This is a genomic window from Paractinoplanes rhizophilus (assembly GCF_042664765.1).
Classification (GTDB): domain Bacteria; phylum Actinomycetota; class Actinomycetes; order Mycobacteriales; family Micromonosporaceae; genus Actinoplanes; species Actinoplanes rhizophilus.
Genome location: NZ_JBHTBJ010000009.1, coordinates 1 through 22075, shown reverse-complemented (window position 1 = coordinate 22075; position 22075 = coordinate 1). Strand labels below are relative to the sequence as shown.

General features: G+C 71.2%; 15 protein-coding genes, 3 tRNA genes and 1 pseudogene. 11 read left to right on the top strand and 8 right to left on the bottom strand.

The annotated features are described in order from the left end of the window. Positions 1-67: 67 nt before the first annotated feature. Genes ACFQS1_RS15030 through ACFQS1_RS15020 form a run of 3 tightly spaced genes read left to right on the top strand, consistent with a single transcriptional unit; the run spans position 68 to position 2460 of the window. Entirely contained in the window at positions 68-1009 is a 942-nt protein-coding gene (locus ACFQS1_RS15030; protein ID WP_378968250.1) for an SDR family oxidoreductase, read from the top strand. 45 nt (positions 1010-1054) lie between these two features. After that, on the top strand, positions 1055-1789 hold the full coding sequence (locus tag ACFQS1_RS15025) for an SDR family NAD(P)-dependent oxidoreductase (RefSeq protein WP_378968248.1): 735 nt from the start codon (positions 1055-1057) through the stop codon (positions 1787-1789). Between the two features lie 50 nt (positions 1790-1839). After that, positions 1840-2460, top strand: a complete 621-nt coding sequence (locus ACFQS1_RS15020; RefSeq protein ID WP_378968246.1) for an NADPH-dependent F420 reductase — start codon at positions 1840-1842, stop codon at positions 2458-2460. Between the two features lie 34 nt (positions 2461-2494). Here ACFQS1_RS15020 and ACFQS1_RS15015 read toward each other — a convergent pair whose 3' ends face one another. The 3 genes from ACFQS1_RS15015 to ACFQS1_RS15005 form a co-directional block, all read right to left on the bottom strand. After that, complete coding sequence (locus tag ACFQS1_RS15015; RefSeq protein WP_378968244.1) at positions 2495-2815, bottom strand: hypothetical protein; 321 nt, start codon at positions 2813-2815, stop codon at positions 2495-2497. A 30-nt stretch (positions 2816-2845) separates the two neighbouring features. Continuing rightward, positions 2846-6118, bottom strand: a complete 3273-nt coding sequence (locus ACFQS1_RS15010; RefSeq protein ID WP_378968242.1) for a hypothetical protein — start codon at positions 6116-6118, stop codon at positions 2846-2848. A gap of 1517 nt (positions 6119-7635) precedes the next feature. Next, on the bottom strand, positions 7636-8784 hold the full coding sequence (locus ACFQS1_RS15005) for an oxygenase MpaB family protein (protein ID WP_378968240.1): 1149 nt from the start codon (positions 8782-8784) through the stop codon (positions 7636-7638). 164 nt (positions 8785-8948) lie between these two features. Here ACFQS1_RS15005 and ACFQS1_RS15000 point away from each other — a divergent pair, with 164 nt between their 5' ends. Further along, entirely contained in the window at positions 8949-11687 is a 2739-nt protein-coding gene (locus ACFQS1_RS15000; RefSeq protein WP_378968238.1) for a M14 family zinc carboxypeptidase, read from the top strand. A 208-nt stretch (positions 11688-11895) separates the two neighbouring features. Here ACFQS1_RS15000 and ACFQS1_RS14995 read toward each other — a convergent pair whose 3' ends face one another. Continuing rightward, positions 11896-12549, bottom strand: coding sequence for a helix-turn-helix transcriptional regulator (locus ACFQS1_RS14995; protein WP_378968236.1), 654 nt, complete (start codon positions 12547-12549; stop codon positions 11896-11898). Between the two features lie 122 nt (positions 12550-12671). Here ACFQS1_RS14995 and folE point away from each other — a divergent pair, with 122 nt between their 5' ends. After that, a complete protein-coding gene (folE, locus tag ACFQS1_RS14990; protein ID WP_378968234.1) occupies positions 12672-13259 on the top strand; it encodes a GTP cyclohydrolase I FolE in 588 nt (195 codons plus the stop codon). Positions 13260-13285: 26 nt separating this feature from the next. After that, the gene (locus tag ACFQS1_RS14985; RefSeq protein WP_378968232.1) at positions 13286-14398 is read left to right on the top strand and encodes a hypothetical protein; all 1113 of its coding nucleotides are present in this window, start codon (positions 13286-13288) and stop codon (positions 14396-14398) included. Between the two features lie 63 nt (positions 14399-14461). Here ACFQS1_RS14985 and ACFQS1_RS14980 read toward each other — a convergent pair whose 3' ends face one another. Together ACFQS1_RS14980 and ACFQS1_RS14975 are read right to left on the bottom strand one after the other, a co-directional pair. After that, positions 14462-15481 carry an aldo/keto reductase gene (locus ACFQS1_RS14980; protein WP_378968230.1) on the bottom strand — a complete coding sequence of 340 codons (1020 nt, stop codon included), beginning with the start codon at positions 15479-15481 and terminating at the stop codon, positions 14462-14464. Positions 15482-15535: 54 nt separating this feature from the next. Continuing rightward, positions 15536-16492, bottom strand: a complete 957-nt coding sequence (locus tag ACFQS1_RS14975; protein WP_378968228.1) for a DUF2332 domain-containing protein — start codon at positions 16490-16492, stop codon at positions 15536-15538. Positions 16493-17056: 564 nt separating this feature from the next. On the opposite strand from ACFQS1_RS14975, the gene ACFQS1_RS14970 reads away from it, so the two are divergent. Then, the gene (locus ACFQS1_RS14970; protein WP_378968226.1) at positions 17057-18016 is read left to right on the top strand and encodes an ArsR/SmtB family transcription factor; all 960 of its coding nucleotides are present in this window, start codon (positions 17057-17059) and stop codon (positions 18014-18016) included. Positions 18017-18247: 231 nt separating this feature from the next. Further along, positions 18248-18931 (top strand): SanA/YdcF family protein, encoded by a 684-nt coding sequence (locus ACFQS1_RS14965; RefSeq protein ID WP_378968224.1) that lies wholly within the window; start codon positions 18248-18250, stop codon positions 18929-18931. Between the two features lie 77 nt (positions 18932-19008). On the opposite strand, the gene ACFQS1_RS14960 is transcribed toward ACFQS1_RS14965, so the two are convergent. Beyond that, positions 19009-20199, bottom strand: coding sequence for a GNAT family N-acetyltransferase (locus ACFQS1_RS14960; RefSeq protein WP_378968222.1), 1191 nt, complete (start codon positions 20197-20199; stop codon positions 19009-19011). A 179-nt stretch (positions 20200-20378) separates the two neighbouring features. Between ACFQS1_RS14960 and ACFQS1_RS14955 the strand changes: the two genes are divergently transcribed. The 3 genes from ACFQS1_RS14955 (at position 20379) to ACFQS1_RS14945 (ending at position 20646) form a co-directional block, all read left to right on the top strand. After that, positions 20379-20451: transfer RNA gene (locus tag ACFQS1_RS14955), tRNA-Gly, on the top strand. Positions 20452-20487: 36 nt separating this feature from the next. Beyond that, positions 20488-20558: transfer RNA gene (locus ACFQS1_RS14950), tRNA-Cys, on the top strand. Positions 20559-20571: 13 nt separating this feature from the next. Next, a tRNA-Val gene (locus tag ACFQS1_RS14945) sits at positions 20572-20646 on the top strand. 102 nt (positions 20647-20748) lie between these two features. Here ACFQS1_RS14945 and ACFQS1_RS40650 read toward each other — a convergent pair. After that, positions 20749-21114, bottom strand: a pseudogene (locus tag ACFQS1_RS40650) (tyrosine-type recombinase/integrase); the annotation flags it as partial. Positions 21115-22075 lie beyond the last annotated feature (961 nt).

Below are 22075 nucleotides of genomic sequence, written 5' to 3'. Positions count from 1 at the left end.
CGGACCCAGCCTTCAGAACGGGCCAGGGAAGAACAGTTCGTCCACCCTCTCTTCCAAGGACAGTGAAGTGCGCGTTTTTGTCGCTGGCGGAACCGGCCATTCCGGTTCGTTCATCATTCCCGAGCTCATCGCCGCCGGGCATGAGGTCACCGGCCTGGCCCGCTCGGACGCGGCCGCGGCGGCGGTGTCCGCGCTCGGCGCGAAGGTACGTCTCGGCAGCCTCCAGGATCTCGACGGGCTCAAGGAGGCGGCCGCCGATTCCGACGGCGTCATTCACGTGGCGCATCGGCAGGACCTGCTCGTCTCGGGCGGGGTGAACGCCGTGGCCGCCGCGGAGGTGCCGATCATGCTCGCGTACGGCGAGGCCCTGGCCGGAACCGGAAAGCCGCTGGTCGCAGCGGGGAGCATCGGCTCGCCCGGGCAGCAGTACCTCGGCCGGGCGGCCACCGAGGAGGACCCGGCCCTCCCGGTCACCGATGCGCATCGGGGCACCCTGCACGCTCGCAACATCGTGGAGACGACCGTGATCGGCCTCGCCGAGCAGGGAGTGCGGTCGTCGGTCGTGCGGATTGCCACCATCGCGCACAGCACGGCCGATCGCGCCGGCTTCCTCGTGCGGCTGATCGCGCTCGCGCGGGAGAAGGGCTTCGCCGGCTACCCCGGAGACGGCGCGAACCTGTGGAACGCCGTGCGCACCCGCGACGTCGCGTCCTTGTTCCGCCTGGCGCTGGAGAAAGGGCCGGCCGGGCGATACTGGCACGCGGTCGAGGACGAGGGCATTCCGTTCCGGGAGATCGCCGAGGCCATCGGGAGCCGTCTGGGACTGCCCGCCGTGAGCATTCCCGTGGACGAGTTGATGGTGCCGGGATATTTCGGTTTCCTCGCGAACATTGTCACGAAGAGCTACCCGGCTTCCAACCTCATCACCCGCCGGACCCTCGGCTGGGAGCCCACTCAGCCCGGCCTGCTCGCCGGTTTGGACAACGGCCATTACTTCGCCGCCAGTTGATGGCGAAGGACCGTTTCGGAAATTCGTCAACGCAATGGAGTGATCATGGGAAAGCTCGATGGCAAGGTAGCGGTGATCACCGGCGGATCGACCGGCATGGCGCTGGCCGGCGCCAAACTGTTCGTGGAGGAAGGAGCGTACGTTTTCATCCAGGCCCGGCGGCCGGAGGCGTTGGACGACGCCGTCAAGGTGATCGGCCGCAACGTCACCGCCGTCCAGGGTGACGCGTCCGAACTGGACGACCTGGACCGCTTGTACGACACCGTCAAGCGGGAAAAGGGCTCGATCGACGTGCTGTGGGCCAGCGCCGGGATGGGCGAGTCCGCCGTCCTCGGCGAAATCACCGAGGAACAGTTCCAGCGTGCCTTCTGGCTCAACGCGCGCGGCACCCTGTTCACCGTGCAGAAGGCGCTACCGCTCCTCAACGACAACGGCTCGATCTTCATGACCGGATCGAACGCCTCCCTCGGCGCCTTCCCCGGCTGGAGTCTGTACGCGGGAAGCAAAGCCGTCCAGCAGGCCTGGGCCCGCGTCTGGCTCAACGAACTGCGCGACCGCAAGATCCGGGTCAACGTCCTGACCCCCGGCCAGGTCGCCACCGCCAAACAGGAAGAACTGTTCGACGAGGCGACCAAGGCCGCATTCGAGTCCCTCATCCCGCGCGGAACGATGGGCCGCCCCGAGGAGATCGCGACCGTCGCCCTGTTCCTCGCCTCCGACGACTCCAGCTACGTCAACGGCCTGGAACTGGTCGCCGACGGCGGCACCACCGCCATCTGAATCACACACCCCGCGGAATGCCGCGGGCACACCGGAAGAGAGCACAACTCATGAGCAGCATCACCATCATCGGCACCGGGAACATGGCCCGTACCATCGGCACGCTCGCGGTGGCGGGCGGCAACAGCGTCGAGGTCATGGGCCGCGACCATGCCAAGGCCGAAGACCTGGCCAAGACCCTGGGCGGCGTGACGACGGGCAAGTGGGGCGCCGTCCCGGCCGGCGACATCGTCATCACGGCCCTGTTGTACGCGGGCGTCGTTCCGGTCGTCGCCGAGTTCGGGGACGCCCTCGCGGGCAAGGTCATCGTCGACATCAGCAACCCCTTCAACGCCACGTTCGACGGACTGGCCGTCAGCGAGGACACCTCGGTGGCGCAGGAAGTCGCCAAGGTGGCCCCGGCCGGCGCCGCCGTGATCAAGGCGTTCAACACCATCTTCCGCAATGTCCTGGAGAACGGCCGGCCCAACGTCTTCATGGCCGGCGACGATGCGCAGGCCAAGGCGGCCGTGGCGGCATTCATCAAGAGCCTCGGGCTGCGCCCGCTGGACGTCGGCGGCCTGCGAATGGCGCACTGGCTGGAAGGAATGGGCCTGGTCACGATGGGTCTCGCCGGCAACGGGGTCGGCCACTGGGACTTCGCCCTCGGCGTCGACGAATTCGCCGGCTGACCCCGCCGGTGGCTTCACGGCCTGCTGACTGCGGCTAGCTCGTTCCGTCGCCGGAAGGCCGGTGCGGTGACAAACCGAACGCCGGCCTTCTCCCGATGAGGCGCCGATACCAGGGGCGGCGGTCCAGCGGTTCCTCGGCGAACGGATTCGCCCCCAGCGCCCGGGCCGACTCGGCGCCCAGGTCGACCGGGCCGGTCCGGGGCAGCGTCTCCACGAGTCGTTCGAGAAACGGCATCGCCGACTCGTCGATCATCGCGACAAAGCGGCGGCCCTCGGCCTCGATGACCACTTCGACGGAGGAGCCGACCGCGGCCGGCGTGATTCGCCAGTGCGCGTCGGTCAGATCAACAATCATGGTTCCTCGATTCGAGCCCGTTCACGGGCTTCAACTCATGTCGATCGCGTACGCGTCGGCGCGGACGTCCGCGTCCGGATGCCGGCGCAGTTCGATCAGCATCTCCCGCCATGGTGTTTTCCAGCCGAAGCCGGCGCCGTGCCGCACCAGCGCGACCGCGAACAGTCCGCCGGCGAGGTCGCCGCGGGCGGCCAGCCGCGTGATGGTGCTGGCGAGGAAGTCGACGGTGGGTTGTTCGCGGAGGCTGCGCAAGCGGGCGCCGACGCGGTCGGCCGTGCGGACCGCGAGGGCGGGGCGGCCCGCGCACCATCCGGCGACCTCGTCCACATTGCCCAGCCGGCCCAGCCCGACCAGCATCTCCGCGGCGGTGTCGACGAACCCCGGTTGAGCGGCGAGCCGGCGCGCCGCGGCGAAGAGCCCGGCGCGGTCCGCCTCGGCCGGCAGGCTGCCGGACCGGGTGAGTGCGCCGCGGGCGAGAAGCTCGATGCGGCGCCGGGCCGGGCGGTCCACGGTCGGGTCGCCGGGATGGTCGTCGCCGGCATCCCGGTCGGTGAGCCGGTCCAGCGCGGCGCCCAGGACGGCGTCACCGCCGGCCTTCAGCAAGCCGGCCACCTCGACGTACGCGATGGTCTCGCCGAGATCGGTGAGACGGTCCACGATCAGGCCGCCGACCTCGGGCAGCCACGGCGCCCATTCGCCGAGCCAGCCGAACGCGGCCCGCCGGACCTCCCGGTCGGCGGCCCCGCACAGCCCGACGATGAACGCGCCGTAGCGCGATCGATACCGTTCCGGGATCGTGTACGGGTACGCGCTCAGCACCGCCCGGCGTTCCTCCCGGCTGCCCTCGACCGCGGTCCGCAGGATGGTCCAGCTCGCCTCGGCGTGCAGGCGCTGCCGGGCGGCGGAGACGATCGCGGCGCGCAGGTCGCGGTGCGCGTTCTGGTTCGCGTACGCCGCCAGCAGCGTGGTCATCGCCTGGGGCGGGCCGTACCGGGCCAGCAGGCGCGCCGCCTCCTTCCGGCTGGTGATCTTCGCGGGCCCGGTCAGCACCGGGCCGAGCACGTCGGGCAGCCGGGACGGCGGGACGTGCCGCGCCGCCCGGCCGGCCGCGTACAGCGCGACCCGCGCCCGGTCGCCGTCGGCAAATCGCAGCAGCACGGGCAGCGCCTCGTCCGGCCGATCGGTCCAGACGAGCGCGCCGAGCGCCGCTTCGGCGATCACCACTTCGGGGGCGTCGAGGTGGCGCAGCACCAGTTCGCGGCCGGTGCCGGGGATCGCCGCGGCGGCCCGGATCGCCGCCGCGCGTTGCCACACCCCTTGCTCGGTGTCGGCGATGATCAGCTCCTGCAGGTCCACGAACCGGGTTTGCTGCCGGGGCAGCCACCGCTCCGGGCGATACGCCCAGGCCGGCACCCAGCGCGTTCCCGCCTCCACGAACCGGCCGCGGGGCCGCCGATCGAGCACGCGGTCGAGCAGATCCGTACGCGAGGTGCAGATCGTCGCCCAGACCGGGTGGATCGTCACCGCCGTCGGATCGGTGTCCAGCACCTCGGCGACCCGGTCCGACCGGGTCCGGGGATCGTCCAGCCACAGCCCGATCGCCTCCCGGGCCACCGAGGGCAGCGTGCGGGGGCCGATCGCCCGGCGCAGCAGTTCCTGCAGCTGCGGCAGCTGCCAGGCTCGTTTGCCGAGCACGTGGGTGAGCGCGAACAGCCGACCGTACCGGCCGCGGACGATGCCCGCCTCGACCCAGCCGCGCAGCCGGTCGAAGACCATCGTCTCCTGTCCGCGGCGCAGCACCGTGTCGAATCGGCGCAGCATCGGCGTGTGCGCGCCGGAGCTCGCCAGGTCGATCGTGAGCAGCGCCCATTCGCGCAGCTCCGGCACGGCCACGTGATGCTGGAGCACGTCGGCCGCCAGGGTGCTCAGCGCCCTCGTCGTGATGGCGGACGCGTCGCGGGCGTCGACCGCGTCGGTGGTCAGCTGAGTGAGCCCGGCCGCGGTGTCCGCGGTCAGCAGCGGCGCCACTTTGGCGAGGGCGGTCAGCGCAGCCCCGCGTACCGGATCCTGCTCGTTGCGCAGCCGGCCGAGGCGCGCGACGACCTCGGCCACCGCCCGCGGATCGCGAGAGCGACGGGCGGCACCGACCAGCAACGTGTACCCGTGCGCGCGCTCGTCGGCGTCGCCCGAGCGCAGCGCGACCTCCAGCGCCGCGGACGCATCCGGCCAAGGCAGGTAGGCGCTCCAGACGAGCACCTCGGCCTCCCGCTCCCGAATCCTGGCTAGGCCGAGCACACGTGTCGCCTCCCGGATCCGGACGGCGGCCGGCAGCACCTCCATGATCTCGGCCGCCGGAATCAGCGACGCCGTGTCGGCCTCGGCCATGGCCAGGTCGTACAGCTCGCCCCGCCGGGCCGGCGTGACGGCGTCGAGCAGCGCCGCCAGCGCCAGGTGCCGCTCCCGCAGACGGGCCGCGAGCGGCGCCAGCTCATCGGTGGACAGCGTCGCGAGGCGACGCAGCAGGGCCGGCGGCAGCAAGATTCCCTGCAGCCAGGCGACGCGACCCGGCGCGGTCAACAGGCGGGCGACGCGACTCGCGTCATGTGCCGCGAGGATTCCGTACGCGCGCAGCGCCCCCGGCAGCGAGTTGTCCGGCGCGTACCGTTCCAGCAGATCCAACGTCTGCGCCGGGTCGCACCGCAGCACCGCCTCGGCGGCGTCACCCCAGACCCGTGCCCGCAGCTCCGGCGCGGCGGCGGCGAGCCGCTCGCGGACGCGGTCCAGCAGGACGCCGGCATGTCGCCGGACCAGCCGCCCGAGGCTGACCGCATGCTCCAGATCCGGCAGCAACGCCCGTACCGTCTCGGCACCGCAAGCGGGCAGCAGCGCGGCTGCCTCCGCGTCGCCGAACTGCGCACGAACCTCGGCGATCAACGCGTCGGCGACAGCCGGCGCGGGCCGGCGGCGCAGCGCCCGATAAACCCGCCGCCGCTCCATCGCCGACCGCTCGGCGTGATCACCGACCGGGATACCGGCACGCAAGGCCGCGGCGAGCGCGGCCGCCCGGATCGACGGCTGTGGATCGCGCACCGCGGCGGCGATACCGTCACCGTCCCGAGCCACCATGGCGGCGACCAGAGCGAGATGCCGCTCGTAGGAACCCTGCCCGCGCAGATCACCGCAGACCTCGGCACGGTCCGGCGCGGAACGCGCCCACTGCGCGAGGTGGTTCATCCGCCGCCGGTGCGGCAAGGGATCCAGCGACATCAGCAGGGTACGGGTGGCAGCGATCACGGCGCACATTGTGCCGCGCCACGACGAGATCGATGCCTGCAACCGCGCCCCGGCCCACCTCGCCCGCTCCTACCCGGACCAGGCCGGCTCAGACACGCCGTGCGCGCCGCGCCGGGAGAGCAGGTCACCGCGCGCTGCTGGCCGGCACCCTGCGCGACCCGGAGCTGCTGTCGGCGCAGGTCCGTTACCTGCACGGCTGGATCGATACGGTTGCCGCATCGACGGCCTGAGCCGAGCCAGCCCACCGGCTGGTGAGCACCCGGCATGCCCGCGACGCATGCTGTCGTCGAGGTAGTTGGCGGTCGTCGACGCAGTTGGCGGCCGGACACGACCGCGGGGACGGCGGGCGGCACGGAGCCGGCTTCGGCCGGCGGCGGCACGGTCGCGTCGAGGGCCGGCGACATCACGGCCGGTCTCCGTTGCTTGCCGGAACATCTGGATTTCTCCGTGACGGCGTTGGAACAATGCGCGCGCTTGACGCTGCGAATTAATCGCACATAGCGTGATCGAATAGTGGCCAGGCCGGGTAGGGCTGCGGGAGAATGGGTTATGCGGCAGCTGCAGTTGTTCACCTCGGCGCAATTGGCCACGATGCGTGACCCGACAAAGCGCCGCAACTATTCCGCCGAGGCCGAGGAATTCCGCCGGGAGCATCAGAGGCATCGCGCGTGGGGTTTGACGCAACGTCACGCCCGCAAGCTGCGTTCCCTCTATGGCCATCTCCCCAGCGACGAGGAGTTGCGGGCCACATGGCAGGAAGGGGTCGCGGCGGCGCCCGTGGCCGCAACGCCCGAGCAGGCGAACGACCGGCCGCCGGCGCCGCCGCAGTCCGGGCCGCATGCGGCGGTGCAGACCCAGTCCGAGCCGGCCACGTCGGCGCAGGCCGGGCTCGAGCAGGCCGGACCCGAACAGGCTGGGCTCGAGCAGGCCGGGCTCGAGCAGGCCGGGCTCGAACAGGCCGGGGTGGCGCCGGTGGAAATGGAGCGGAACGAGGCGGGGTCGGCCGAGTCGGAGCGGACCGAGCTGGATCGGGCCGTCACGAAGAGAGGCCGAAACTGGTTCGGCAAAATTGTCGGCCGCAGCCGGAAAGCGGTTCTCCAGCGACTTGGACGAGTCGTTCCACGCGTGATCCACCCCTTTTCTGAAACCGTGCCGGAAGGGTTACCGCCGACGCATTCACATCGGCAGACTTTCGTGTCTCGCGCCCATTGCGGCCGCGCGGCAACGGCTCGCCGACCACCGCAGCGACCCGTGCCGACCGCGCTCGACGCGCCCACCACCGCTGCGCGCCGCCCATGCGCCCGCGCCCACCACTGCCGTGCGCCCACCACCGCTGCGCGCCGCCTATGCGCCCGCGCCCACCACCGCAGTGCGCCCACCACCGCTGCGCGCCGCCTATGCGCCCGCGCCCACCACCGCCGCGCCACCCACTGCCCGCGCCCACCACTACTGCGCCCCGTGCCCACGACCGCTACGCCCGGCCCACTGCGCCCGCGGCACCGCGCCGGCCTCCGTCATCGCACGGCTCAGACGCGTTGGTCCGCCCAGCGCGCGAACTGCGCCGCCGCCTGCCGTTCGGAGCGTGCGAGCAACAGCGCCCGCCCACCCGGCAACCGTCCCACCCCCTGGCTCACCACCAGATTGGCCATCACCCGCGCCAGCCCGTACCACGGCAGCCGCGGCGGCAGGCCCAGGTCGCGCATCGCGGCCCGGCCGAGCAGCCACGTGCTCACCGACAGCGCCTTCTCCCGCTCGTAGGCCCGCCGCCACCCCGAAGCCACGTCGTCGTTCATCTGGATCAGCGCGCGGGCCAGCGCCACGCTGTTGCCGTCCGGCGGCGGGTCGTAGGCGAGGAAGTGGTACAGCAGGCGGCGGCCCCGGCGTTCGTCGTGCGGGAGCCATTGCTCGTCGACGCCCATCAGCCAGCCGATGTAGGACCAGAGATGCATCACCGCCCGCGCGTCACCGCGCGTCACGCGTACGCCCAACAGGCGCAAGTGAAGCAGAAAGCTGGTGCTGAACACGCCCAGCGTGCTGGCCTGGTCGTATTGATTGATCGGCATGCCCCGGGTGGCCCAGTCCCAGCCGGGATCGGCCGCCAGCCGGTCGTTGACCAGCGCATGCATCACCCGCACGTGCAGGGTGAGCCGGAACCCCTCACCGTCGGTGTCCAGGCCGCCGGGGGCGGTCACCGCGCGCCACCACAGCGAGGTCTCCTTGATCCGGCGCAGCGTCTCGCCGCCGGTGAGGCGCCCGGTGCGGACCAGCGGCTCGAGAGCCGCGGCGGTGCGATAACCCCCGAGCAGCGAGCCGTAGGCGAGGACCAGGCCGGCATCCATCCCGTACGCCCGGCAGGCCCGCGCCCCGCGCGCCAGCAGCCGGTCGTCCACCCACGACGGGCGGTCCCGGACCGCGTCGAAGAACAGCTTCACCGGCTCGGGCACGTCGGCGTCGATCCCGGCGGCGAGCGCCCGGTGCAGGTCGCCGATGGTGAGCGCCGGATCGTCACGCACCGCACGCACGAGCGCGGCCGCCGTCTCGTCGCGTCGCATCAGCCCCGCACGCAACGCGACCAACTCCTCCTCGGTCGGTTGCGCGCCGCGCCCGGCCAGCCGCCGCAACGGCGCGGCGGCCCGCTCACCCCAGGCCCGATCGGCGCCGAATCGCGTAGGCATACCCCTAACGATAGAAGCGGCGTCATGCGATCGACGGGGCCGAATCGAGGTCATAGGCTGTCGATCGTTTCGAGTCAATGAGGATCGTTCCGGGTGGTGAGATCAAGTCGCTCAGGGCAGGTCCTGAACGGTCCTCGACTTCCCCAGAAGGGAACGACGACACGATGCGACTCCCACGACTGGCGCTCTTCCTGACGGCCGCGCTGATCCCGTCGCTGGCCGCGACCCCGGCGATCGCCGCCGGTCATCCCGCCGCCACCTGCGGCACCGACCCCGCCGCCCACCTGAGCGGCGTGCCCAGCCCCGAGTCCTTCCTCGGCTTCCCGCTCGGCCTCGGCCAGCAGCGGGTGGTCACCAACGCCGAGATCCGCGATTATTTGCGCGCGGTCGACAAGGCGTCCGACCGCGTGTCGACCGGCACGCTGGCCACCAGTGTCCTGGGCCAGCCGTTGGATTACGCCGTGGTCGCCGGAAAGCACGTGGATCTCGACGAGATCCGCGGCCTGCGCGACCCGCGCACGATGCGGCCCGACCGGGCCCGCCGGGTCGCCGCCCGCCAACCGGCCGTCGTCTGGATCGCCGGCAACGTCCACGGCGGCGAGGCGAGCGGCGCCGACGCCGCCCTCAAGACGCTGTACGAGCTGGCTGCCGGCCTCTCCTGCGCGGTGCGGGAGCGCGCCGACAACCTGATCACGGTGATCCTGCCGACCCAGAACCCGGACGGCCGGGACGCGAACCGGCGGCAGAACGAGTTCGGCTTCGACCTGAACCGGGACTGGTTCGCGCGCACCCAGCCCGAGACCGACGGCAAGCTCGAGCTGCTCCGGCGGTATCCGCCGCAGGTCTTCATCGACGCGCACGAGATGGGCGGCCGGCGGTACTTCTTCCCGCCGAACGCCGACCCGATCCACCACGAGATCGCCGACGCCCCGGTCGACTGGATCAACCGGATCGGCGCGGCCAACAAGGCCGCGTTCGGCTACAACGGCGCCTGCACGGCCACCGTCACCACCGAGTGCTACTTCAACTATGACGTCTACGACCTGTTCTTCATGGGTTACGGCGACACGGTGCCGGCCACCGGCTTCGGCGCGGCCGGCATGACGTACGAGAAAGGCAGCTCCTCGGCCGTCGAGGACCGCGTCCAGCAGCAGTTCACCACGCAATGGGCCACGCTCGGCTGGGCCGCCGTCAACAAGCGCGAGGTGCTGAACAGCTACTACCGGACCTGGGCGGACGCGCTCGCCGAGGGCCGGGCCGGCGCGCTCGAGCCCAACGAGGTCGTCCAGCCGGAGAACACCGTCCAGTTCCCGGTCCCGGACATCAAGATCCGGTCGTACTTCCTGATGCCCGGCCGCCAGCTCGGCGACGTCCGCCGGCTCGTCGAACGGTTGCGCCGGATGGACGTCGAGGTCTACAAGATCAAAAAGCCTTTCGTCGTACGCGACGCGCGCGTCTTCGGCGGCCGCAGCGGCACCAACGTGCGGGTCCCCGAGGGCGCCTACTGGATCCCGATGGACCAGCCGCAGAAGCACTGGATCCAGGCCACCCTGGGCGAGGACCCGTACGTCCCGTTCCCGTACTTCTATGACGTGTCGTCGTGGAGCAATCCGCTGCTGATGGGCATCGACACCCTGTACACCGGCGACGTGGTGCGGCCCCGGGCCGAGCTGGTCAGGCGGATCGAGGGCGGCCGGACCGGCGCTGCTCCGCGGCACGGCTCTTACACGTACGCGATGGACTCCGCCTCCGCCGCCCAGCTGACCTTCCAATTGCTCGGCCGGGGCGTCGCGGCCGTCCGCGACGCTTCTTCGGTTCGCGTGCCCGCCGCCGGCGTCACGCCGGATGTCGACCGGCTCGCCCGGTCGCTCGGCGTCGGCCTGGCCCCGAGTCGCCGGCCCGCCACCGGCGAAACGATCACCCTGCCGGACGTCGGCCTGTTCCGGGGCACCGGCATCTCCACCACCTCGGGCTCGTACGGCGAGGCCCGCTACGTCCTCGGCCAGCGGTGGGGCCTCGGCCTCACGCCGGTGACCACGGCCGACATCAACGACAACACGGCCGCCTTCACCGAGCGCACGGTGCTGCTCGTGCCGGACGGCAGCAACGCGACCGGCGGCCTCACCGCGGCCGGCCAGGCCAACCTGCGGAGCTGGATCGCCCAGGGCCGCACCTACATCGGCCTGCGCAACGAGGGCACCCGCCTGGCCCGGGCGGCCGGCCTGACCTCCACCACCGAGAAGCCCAAACCGGACGACTACCTGGTGATCGGCTCGCACCTGCGGGTGAACGTGGACACCGGCAGCCCGGTCGGGTCGGGGCGTCCCGCCGAGGACTTCGAGTTCAACAACGACGACCCGATCCTCACCCCGAGCACCACCGGCACGAACGTCGTCACGTACCCGAGCGGCGACACGTTCTGGCACAACGGCTACACCATCCACGAGGACACCCTCAAGGGCACCTCGGTGGTGGTGGACGAGCCGACCGGCGCCGGGCACGCGGTGCTGTTCGCGTTCAACCCGCTGTTCCGGGCGTACAACGAAAGCGGTTTGCAGTTGCTCGCCAACGCGGTGCTGCACCCGGCGGCGAGCGCGCCGTCCACGCTGCGCACGCCGGGGGTCGACCCGGCGCGGGCGGCCGCGGCGGCCGAGCCGGCGCCGGCCAACCTCGGCGGCGAGTGGCGACCGAGCCGCATCCAGGTGGCGGCCGGTGACCTGGCCCGGACGCGGAGCGTGGTCAGCCGGTACACCGACACCGCGACGGTCGCGGTCGCGGGCGACTCGGCGTACCTGACCATCCCGAACCCGGCGGGCCTGCAGTTCGACGAGCACCCGTTCCTGCGCGACCTGATCGGCGACCTGCGAGCAGCTTCGATCCCGCTGCGGTCCGTCGCCGGCTGACGCCTTGGCCAGGTGGCGCTCCGCGCGCCACCTGGCCGACCGGTCGAGAAGGGAGGACTGTGCGAAGCCGATTCGGCCGGGTCTACGTGGTCGTTCTCGCCGTAGGCGCAGCGCGTGCCCCTCCGGCCGGCGGGTGGACAACGCCCTGGTCACCGTACGGCTGCCGGAGCCGCTGAACGGGCGGCGGCTGGAGCACGGCGGCTGACGCTCAGGCCGCCTTTCCGGCGCCCCGCAACTCCACGCAGCAGCGGCCCGGGTGCGGGGCCAGCACCGGCGTCGCGCCGGTCGCGCCGAGCCCGTCCACCAGGCCGGACAGGAACGCGTGGTTGAGGCCGCAGACCAGCGCGGTGTGCCGGGCGGCCAGCGCGTGGAACGGGCAGTTGTGCAGGATGACCGCCCCGCGGTCGGCTCTCGGCTCGAAGCCCAGGGCGCCCAGCGCGCCGAGCACGTCCGGCCCGGGCGGCATCACCGCGGACAGGTCTCGCCCGCGGCGGTAGGCCAGGCGGGCGGCGGCCTCGGCGGCCGGCTCCTCGCCGCCGGCCACCGCCTCGGCCAGGATGTCCGCGATCAGCTCGTAGCGCCGCTCCGGAATGGTCACCGTCAGTCCGTCGCCGGTCGTCTCGTAGACCTTCGGCGTGCGGCCCCGGCCGCGCGGCTGGCCGGCCGGCGCCGCGTAGTGCGCCGACAGCAGGCCGGCCTCGACCAGCTTGTCCAGATGGAACGCGGCCAGCGCGCGGGTCATCGCGGTGGCCGCCGCGGCCTCTTCCCGGTCGACCGGGTGGTCCTGGCGGCGGACGTAGTCGTACAGCGCGCGGCGCGACGGCTCGGACAGGGCCGCGACCGCGCTCCACCGATCCTCCATGTCGCCAGAATATCACCAACGAACGCTATTGAAATTTTCCGCCGATGGGAGCAGGCTGCCCATTAACGCAAACTCGCGCTAGTGAAAATCCTGCTTGGAACGGAGCCCCGCGGATGACGACGATGGCGGAACGTGTGTACCCGGTCCGGACGGAGCCCGATCTGCTCGCCGCCGAGCGCGCGGCCGAGGCGTTCCTGGCCGCGGTCGGCGTGGACCTCGCGGCGCCCGGCCTGGACGGGACACCCCTGCGGATGGCGAAGGCGTACGCCGAGATGCTCACTCCCCGGGAGTTCGCGCTCACCACGTTCGACAACGACGAGGGGTACGACGAGCTGGTCCTGGCCCGGTCGATCCCGCTGCGCTCGCTCTGCGAGCACCACCTGTTGCCGTTCGTCGGCGTCGCGCACGTCGGCTACCTGCCCGGCGATCGCATCCTCGGCCTGTCCAAGCTGGCCCGGGTGGTGGAGCTCTTCGCCCGCCGCGCCCAGGTGCAGGAACGGCTCACCAAGCAGGTGGCCGACTGGCTCTGCACCCACCTGCGCCCGCGGGGCGTGGGCGTGGTGATCGAGGCCGAGCACCTGTGCATGAGTTTGCGCGGTGTCCAGGCCATCGGCGCGCGGACGGTGACGTCCACGCTGCTCGGCACGCTCCGCGACGACGCCCGCTCGCGTGCCGAGTTCCTCGCCATGACCGGCCTGGGCTCCAACTGACATGGGATAACGACAGGGAGGTCCCCATGCGCACACCAGTAGTCCTCATCGCCGCCGGTGCCATGCTGCTCGCCGGCAGCCCGGCATACGCCGCCGGATGGACCACCGTACCCAGCCCCAGTGAGGTGCCCGGCGACAACTACCTGTACGGCGCCGACTCGTCCGGCGCGACCAACGTCTGGGCCGTGGGCGGGGTCTATGCCCCGACCGGCGGCAACTTCCACGCCCTGGCCATGCGCTACGACGGCACGGCCTGGCGCTTCGTCTCCCGCGCCGGGCTGCCCGGCAACGAGACGCTCCGCGGCGTCGACGCGATCTCGGCCGGCGACGTCTGGGCGGTCGGCCAGGTCCGCTCCGGGATCAGCGGCTCCGCGACCTTGGCGGCCCACTGGAACGGGACGGCCTGGACCCGCGAAGCCACCCCCAACGCCAATCCCGCCAGCATGAACAATCTTTACGGGGTCGCGGCCGCCGGGGGCACGGTCTGGGCCGTCGGGAATTATGTCGACCCGAGCTCGTCGATCAACCGGCGCAAGCTGATCCTGCAACGCACCGGCGGCGCCTGGCATGTCGCCGCGGCCCCGGCCGTGGCGCGGTACGAGAGCCTCGCGGCGGTCGACGCCACCGGCCCGGCGGACGCCTGGGCGGTCGGCTCGGCGAGCGCCGACATCAACAGCGCCCCGCTCACGCCGCTGACCTTGCACTGGAACGGCAACGCCTGGGTTTCGACGACGCTGCCGGCCGCGTCCGGCACCTCGCTGGCCGGCGTCGACGCCCGGACATCGAGCGACGTGTGGGCGGTCGGGTCGACCTATGCCAGCACCGGCCGGCAGCCCTACACGGCGCACTTCGACGGCACATCCTGGCGTCGCGTGGCCACGCCGACGCTCCCCGGTGGCGGCGAGCTCACCGACGTGGTGGCGCTGTCGTCGTCGGCCGCGGTCGCGGTCGGCCGGTCCAACGGCGCCCCGCTGATCCTGCGCTGGGACGGCCGGTCCTGGACCCGCGAGGCCGCCCCGGCGTCGTCGAACCCGTTCCTCACCGGCGCCGCTGCTGCCGGATCCGGCTCGGTCTGGGCGGTCGGCTACCGCTTCGAATTCAACGCGTACGCCAACCGCACGCTGACCCTGCTCGGCTAGGCCGACGCTCCCTCGGAAACTGGGCCGGCCCTGTTCGCCAGCGGGGCCGGCCCTCCCCGGGAGCTAGAAAGTCCGGTTCCGCTGGTCGATACCGAGCGGGCCGTACGGGTAATCGGTCGGCCGCAGGTCGCTCGCGTCGTCGAGCGCGCCGGTCTCCGCATCGGTGAGGTGGAGCCCGGCGGCCTTCAGGTTGGCCTCCAACTGGTCGGTCGTCCGGGCGCCCAGGATCGTCGACGCCACCCCGGGACGGTCGGTGACCCAGGCCAGCGCCACCTCGGCCATCGACACGCCGCGGGCCTCGGCGACCCGCTGCACCGCCTCGATCACGTCCCAGGTGCGCGCGGTGCCGCGCCGGTCCCACGCCTCCATGCCGCGCTCGGGGTTGTCGCCAAGCCGGGTGGCGCCCGACGGCCGCTGGTCGCGCCGGTACTTCCCGGTCAGCCAGCCGCCGCCGAGCGGGCTCCACGGCAGCAGGCCGAGCCCGGCGTCGAGCGAGGCCGGGACGATCTCGTACTCGATCTCGCGCACCAGCAGGCTGTACTGCGGCTGGAGGCTGACCGGGCCGGTCAGCCCGAGCGATCGGGCCAGCAGGACCGCCTTGGTGAGCTGCCAGCCGGTGAAGTTGGAGAAACCGTAGTAGCGGATCTTGCCGGCCCGCACGAACCCGTCCAGCGTGCGCAGCGTCTCCTCGAGCGGGGTGATCGGATCCCAGGCGTGGGCCTGGTAGAGATCGATCACGTCGACGCCGAGCCGGGTCAGCGAAGCGTCGAGCGCGCGGGTGAGGTGACGGGCGGACAGTCCCGCGCCGTTGGGGTCGGTCGCCATCGGGAACCGTCCCTTGGTGGCGAGCACGATGGGCTCGGTGACGTCGGCCGGCCGGGACGCCAGCCAGTGCCCGATGATCCGTTCCGACTCGCCGGCCGAGTACACGTCCGCGGTGTCCACGAAGGTGCCACCGGCCTCGGCGAACATGTCGAGCTGGGCGTGTGCGACCTTCTCGTCGGACTCGGTGCCGAAGGTCATGGTGCCGAGGCAGAGGGCGGAGACGGCGCAGCCACTGCGGCCGAGCGTGCGATATTCCATGGTCCCAACCTAGTCCGGACGCCTCGCCCCGGCTCGCCGATCAAGCCCCGCCGATCAAGTCTGGGCCGAGCCGAACCAGCTCATGCCCTGGCCGTGCGGCCGGCACCAGGCCAGCGGGCGGCCGTCGAGGGCGAGCACGTTGAACAGCGTTTCGCCGGGCGGGTTCGGAAGCGTCCCGTAGTCGAGAACAGTCGGATTCTCCACCGAAATCCAATGACCGGGCAGATCGCGTACGAGAGAAAGGAAGCTCGCCCGACGACCGGCCGGCACCTGATAAAGCACCGAGGTATGGAAGACGACGAGCGTGGCGTCCTCGGGCGCCCGCTCGGCCAGGGCCGGCAGATCGTCGACCAGGTCGCCCGTGACGAGCAGCGGCGGATCCCGCCTCACCATTTCCGCGGCGGCGCGCAACCGCTCGCGGCGATGGGCGTGCTCGGGCCAGATCAGCGATTCCAGCCAGCGCACGTCATCCGGATTCGTGATGTCGCGCGGGGCGAGGTCCAGCCCGGCGCGCCAGACGACTTCGGGCCGGCGCCGGGGCGGCTCACGGCCGGTCAGGGCGCAGTCGAGGACCGGTTCGCCGGCGCCGAGGCGGTGGTCGCCGTACCGGTAGGAATAGCGGTCGGGAAAGAGGTTGAGCCCCGCCGAGGCGCCGATTTCCAGCAGCGCCAGCGGCTGTTTCAGCTCGGCCAGCACGGGCAGCAGAAGGGCACAGCGGCCGACCTCGTTCGTCTGCGTGGCCCGGGTCAGCATTTCGGCTTCGACGGCGGCCCAATGGGCGAGGACGAACTCGCGAAAGGCGGCCGCGCTGGTGACCGGCCCGCCCAGGAATCGGACCGCGGCGAAAAGCAGATTCGGCTGACGCTTGGCGGGCGGAAGGGTGTCCAGGCGGGCGATGAGGTCACGGTCGCGGGCGACCGAAACCGCGAGTTCCTCGTACGCGTCGGAGACCGCGTGAGCCTCCCGAGCGGCGAATTCGGCATAGGTCATCGCGGTGGACACGCCGGCCATGATATTGAGCGCGCCATCCGCCTGTCGCCCACGCGCCCCGCTTCACCCTCCGCGGCCCCCGCGTGGCGCGCGAGCCGACAACGCGCCCGGCTTCACCACTCCACGCCGACCCCCGTGGCCCGCGAGCTGACCACGGCCTCGGCTTCACCCTTGCACCGTGCAGCCTGCGCAAGGGCTGACGGCTCCGCCAGCCACGGACATCGGGCCCATCCGTGCCTCAAAGGTGACAGGACGGTCTGTTAACAATTCAGCCTGGCGTTAAAAGTGTTGAGCTCGGCCCGAGCGGCGGCGATGGTCGTTGGGTCGAGCCGGCCACCGGGCGAGCCGTCCGCCGTGGCGGTGGCAACACGGGGGATCGTCCCAGCGGGGCACGTGCGGCGGCGGCTCGACGGGCGCGGCCGCTTGCCCTGCCCGCAGCGACAGTGTTTGTGCAGCTATTGCCTGCTTTGCGTGGGTGGGTGGTCGGCGCGTGCCCGGATAAACTTGCTTGCCTCAGTGCAAGCAGCCGGAGGGGCCGACGTGTTGCGCGTCCACTTCACGCCGGAAGACATCGGCCGAGTCCGCATGGCCGGCGAACCCGACCCCATGTGGGAAACGGTGTTCACGATGTTCCGGCTGACCCGCCCCGGCCAGACACCGATCTTCGGCCCGTGGCGCGAGCAGGTGGTCCCCGCGGTCCGCCGTGCCGACCTCGACATCCTGATGCCGCTGGTCCGCGGTCCGTACTACCCCGACTTCCTGACCCCGGCCGAGGGGCAGCTGGGTCTCCCGTACGCGATAGAGGCCCTCCTTTCCACTCCCACCGCGCGCCTGCGTCAGGACATGCTGGAGCTCGCCCGGCTGGGCGAGCCGACGCCCAGCTGGATGCGCCGCCTGGCCGAGGGCGATCGGACGGTGCTCGAACGGGTGGCCGGCGCGATGCGCTCCCACCACGAGGTGGCGGTCGCGCCGTTCTGGTCGGAGGCCCAGGCCCACGTCGAGGCCGACCGCTCCCGCCGGGCCCGCGCGCTGCTGGACCACGGCGTCGAGGGTCTGCTGAACAGCTTCCGCCCGATGATGCAGTGGAACTCCCCGGTGTTGGAGGTCGAGACCCCGTTCGAGCAGTCCATCGAGCTGGACGGGCGTGGCCTGATCCTCGTTCCCTCCTACTTCTCCTGGAATTCCCCCGACGTGCTCCGCGACCCGACGCTGCCGCCGGTGCTGGTGTATCCGGTGGAGCGCGACCCGGCCGCCTTCTGGGCCACGGGCCCCGCCGCGAACGGCGGATCGGTCGCGGCCCTGATCGGCCAGACCCGCACGTCGGTGCTGGAGTCGATCGGCGACGGAAGCACCACGTCGGAGCTGGCCCGCCGGGTCGGCGTGAGCGCCGCGTCGGTCAGCCAGCACACGTCGGTCCTGCGCGAGGCCCGCCTGATCCAGACCAGCCGGGCCGGCAAGGCGGTGCTGCACACGATCACCCCGCTGGGCGCCGCCCTGCTGGGCGACCGCCCGGTCGGCCCGCCGGAATCCCGCCGCACCGACTGATCGGGCCCCGCGGTCCGCTCTCGGTCCTGGCAGCCCGTCTCGCCTCCTCGCCGTGTGCCACGGCACGCTCTCCGTCCTGTTCCTCCCCGGTCCGGCTTCCTGATCGCGCGGCCATTTCGCCCCTGGCTGCCCTTCTCGCTTCCTGGCCGCTCGGCCGTGGTTGCTTCGCCGACGCTGGTCATGTCCACACGCGCTCCGCCGCTGGCGCGGGCTCGTTAGGCTCGCGGAGCCATGAAGCTCGTCCGTCCGCGCCGCCGCACGCTCCTGCTGCTCGCCGCCATTGCCCTCGCCGCGTTGCTACTGGTCAGCGCCCCCTGGGGCTGGACGGTCATCGCCGCCCACGGCCACGTGCACGACGAGGCGGACGCCCCCACGGCCGACGTCGCGATCGTCCTCGGCACCGAGGTGACCCTCGACGGCACGCCCTCCCCGCGCCTGGCCGGCCGCCTCGAGACCGCCGCCGAGCTCGTGAAGTCGGGCCGGGCCCGCGTCATCCTGGTCTCCGGCGACAGCCACGGCGGCTCCGGCGACGAGCCCGCAGCCATGGCGGCCTACCTGACCAGCCTCGGCGTCGACGCCCAGCGCATCGTCACCGACTCCTACGGCCTCGACACCTACGACACCTGCATCCGCGCCCGAGACGTCTACGGCGTCACCCGCGCCCTGGCGGTCACGCAGTCGTACCACGTACGCCGCGCCGTGACCCTGTGCCGCCACCTGGGCATCGACACCGACGGCGTGGTCGCCCGCTGCCACTGCCCCATCACGCTGCTGGTCGAGAAGTCCGTCCGCGACTACTTCGCCAGCGGCAAGGCCGTCTGGGACGCCGTACGCAACCGGGCGCCCGCGATCTCGTCCCCGCAAGACCCCTCCCTCCAGCAGGCCCTCGCCGCTCAGAAAGCCGCGACCAAATAGGGCATCGCTTCGTAAACCCGTCGCCGAACACCGCAGCTCGCCGCTCAGCACCCATCCCCAACGGCGCATTTCGCCCGTCAGAAATCAGCCACCAAGTAAGGCATCTCTCGCGGGAACATCGCCGTCAGCGTCGCGACCGCCTCGGGCCAGACCTCACCCAGCCCGCGGGTGACCACCTCGACCGGGTCGAGCACCCCGTAGAGCAGCGCGCTGAAGCCACCCACGCTGAGCGTCGCCGCCGCCGGCGTACCCTCGGACTCCTTGCGCACGGAGAGCGCGCCCTCCGCCGACTCCAGCCGCCAGACCCCACCCACCAGCTCGTCACCCGGGATCTCGATCGTGATCGCGCCCGGCCCGACCGCGGTGCCGCCGAGCGACTCCATGTCGAGAACCCGCACCATCGGCCCGCCATCACTCGGCCGCTCGACCTTGCCCTCGGTGATCACCTGGATGTCGGTGCCCCACAGCTCGGGCACCTCGTCGGTGCTGACCTTCACGACGACGCGCGAAACCTGGTCGACGTGGCGGGCGAAGAACTGCAGCAGCAGCGCCCGCCCGAGCGGACTCGCATAGAGCAGGTGGTCGGCGACCAGCTCACCCCCGAACCGGTTGATCCGGTAACGCACCGCCCCGACCACCTCGCCGCCGGACCGCGCCACCGCCACCCAATACTTGCCGTCGCGGAACTCGGCCGACCGCACGTCGTCGAAGACCGCGAACCCGTGCCGGTGCGCCAGCAGATGCCGTCGCTGAAGCCCGTCCCAGTCGTCGAAACCCTCGCTCATCGGCAACCACGCCACCTCACCCGGCAGCTCCGCGCGCAGCAGATGGTCGAGCCCGTCGGGCGCGAACGACGCCGTGCGATGACGCGGAATCCCCACGAACCCGAACCGCGCATAGAAACCCGCCCGGAACGGATAGAGGACGCTCACCGCGCAGCCCTCGTCGCGCATCTGCCGCAGCAGCCGATTCAGCAGCTCGCGCACCAGCCCCCGCCGCCGCGCCGAGGGATGCGAGGAGACCGAGGCCACCCCCGCCATATCGTGCGCCCGGCCTCGCACGTTCTGCCGCATGCGGAACGCCGCCACCGCCGCGAGCGCCCGCCCGTCCTCCTCGGCCACCAGGCTCACCGCGGACTCGAAGAACTTCATCCGCCGGCTGTTGGCCTCCTCGTCCTCGGCCGGCCATGGCGAGGGCGTGAACGCATACGCCTGGAGGGGAAACATCGTCGCCGTGCGCTCCACCGCGCTGATCTGCCGGAAGTTCATGGACCCATCCAACACGGCGGCGCCCGGGCCCGCTCGGAAGTTTTCCCGCCTGTGGACAACCGCGAAATCGCAGCTCGCGCCCTTGTGACGACGCGCCGAGGCACCCCGGTTTGGCAAGGCAAGGCGCGACAGGCTAAGGTTTCATCCGTCGCCAGGGAGTGCAAGCTCACGGCCGACAAGCGGACGTAGCGCAGCTGGTAGCGCATCACCTTGCCAAGGTGAGGGTCGCGGGTTCGAATCCCGTCGTCCGCTCGGAGAGGCCTTCACAGGTTAGTGCGGGGCCGACTCGGTGGAGTGGCCGAGAGGCGAGGCAACGGCCTGCAAAGCCGTGTACACGGGTTCAAATCCCGTCTCCACCTCGGCGAAAGCCTAGGGCGATTGGCGCAGCGGGAGCGCGCTTCCTTGACACGGAAGAGGTCACTGGTTCGATCCCAGTATCGCCCACCAACTGAATACGCAGGTCACAGCGGGTTTCGCTCACCACGAGCGGAGCCCGTTTCTCGTTGACAGGGGGCATCGGGAGAACTCTGGGAGAAAATCTTGGGACGCTCATCCGGTCGGCTCCGTCAACAGCCGGTCCAGCACGACGACCGCTGACCTCGGGCTCAGCCCGCGCCGAGCCTCCAGCGCCGCCCGCCAGATCTCGGTCAGCCCGTCGAGCGGCCGATCGGTCATCTCCTGCGTGACGTGGGAATAGATGGCCTGCACCGAGCCGTCGGCGTGACCCATCTGCGCATCCAGCAAGGTCGCGGGCGTACCCAGCTCGATCATCATGGTCTTGTAGGTGTGTCGCAGCCCATGTGGTGTCAGGCCCGCAGCGATCGGCACCCAGCACGCGTCCGCCTTCGCGGCCGCACCCCGCCCCCGCACCGGGACTCCCGGCCAGGGATCGGCGAGGATCGGTACCGGGCTGACCGGTGGCGGATCCGTCGCCGGTATCCAGGGTCATTGCGTTGTCGGGTAACTGCTGGTCACGGCAGTGATTAGGTCAGTTTGAGGAGGTAGTCAGTACGTGGTCGAAAATGGTCGGCACGCGACGCAGCCGGGGAGGCCGGCAAAAGGGCGCCGAGGCCACGCCATCAAGATTCATCGCCCGGACTGAATACATATCCTATCGGTACGGTGGCGGATTTATGGCAGATGACTGCGTGCCGTTTGATGACGAATTGTCGAGCGACCCGGAAGATCCATGTAAAACACTACTCGCGAATTGATGGACTTCTTCGTAACCCTGCGCTAGTCTCCCCACTGCAAGCTCGCGGAATTCACCACCAACCATGATGAGGGGATCATGATGATTCGACGGAAGGTGTCTGTCGCTCGGCGGGAATGCCGTTAAGCGCCCCGGCTGCCGTGCTGACGGCACAGCAGCGGGCGCAGGCGCCTGTCACCTGCGTTTCTCGCTGATCGCGACGAGCGCCCGGCGGCTTTGCCGCCAGACGGCGAGGCGCGATTTCCCGGTGGCCGCTCTCGACATATCGCCGAAGTCACGGCGAACCTGAACGCTGCCGTGCGCCGGAATGCGGCCACTTCGCTGTCGTGACCGGCGGCGCCGCCCTGCCGACCGCGGACCCACCGGCATTGATCGGGCAGGTAACCGGTTTGCTGAGTTGCGCCTGCCGGGCAACGCCCAGATGTATTGCTCCACCAGCGGCCACCGGCTACCGGTCCGCCGAATCGCCCTGCGTAGCTCTCGCGGCACCATTTGATGCTCAACAACTCAGTCAACCGCGAAAATGGTGGTAATACCGGTTCTTCGAAGTTAAGCGGGGTGCGTTGACGATCCGCCCCGGAGATGTGGGCTCGCAGCCCTTCGGTGATCATCTGAGTGTCGAGTTCGGATGGTCACAAGTGAAGAGCTGCGAGCATGGTCAAC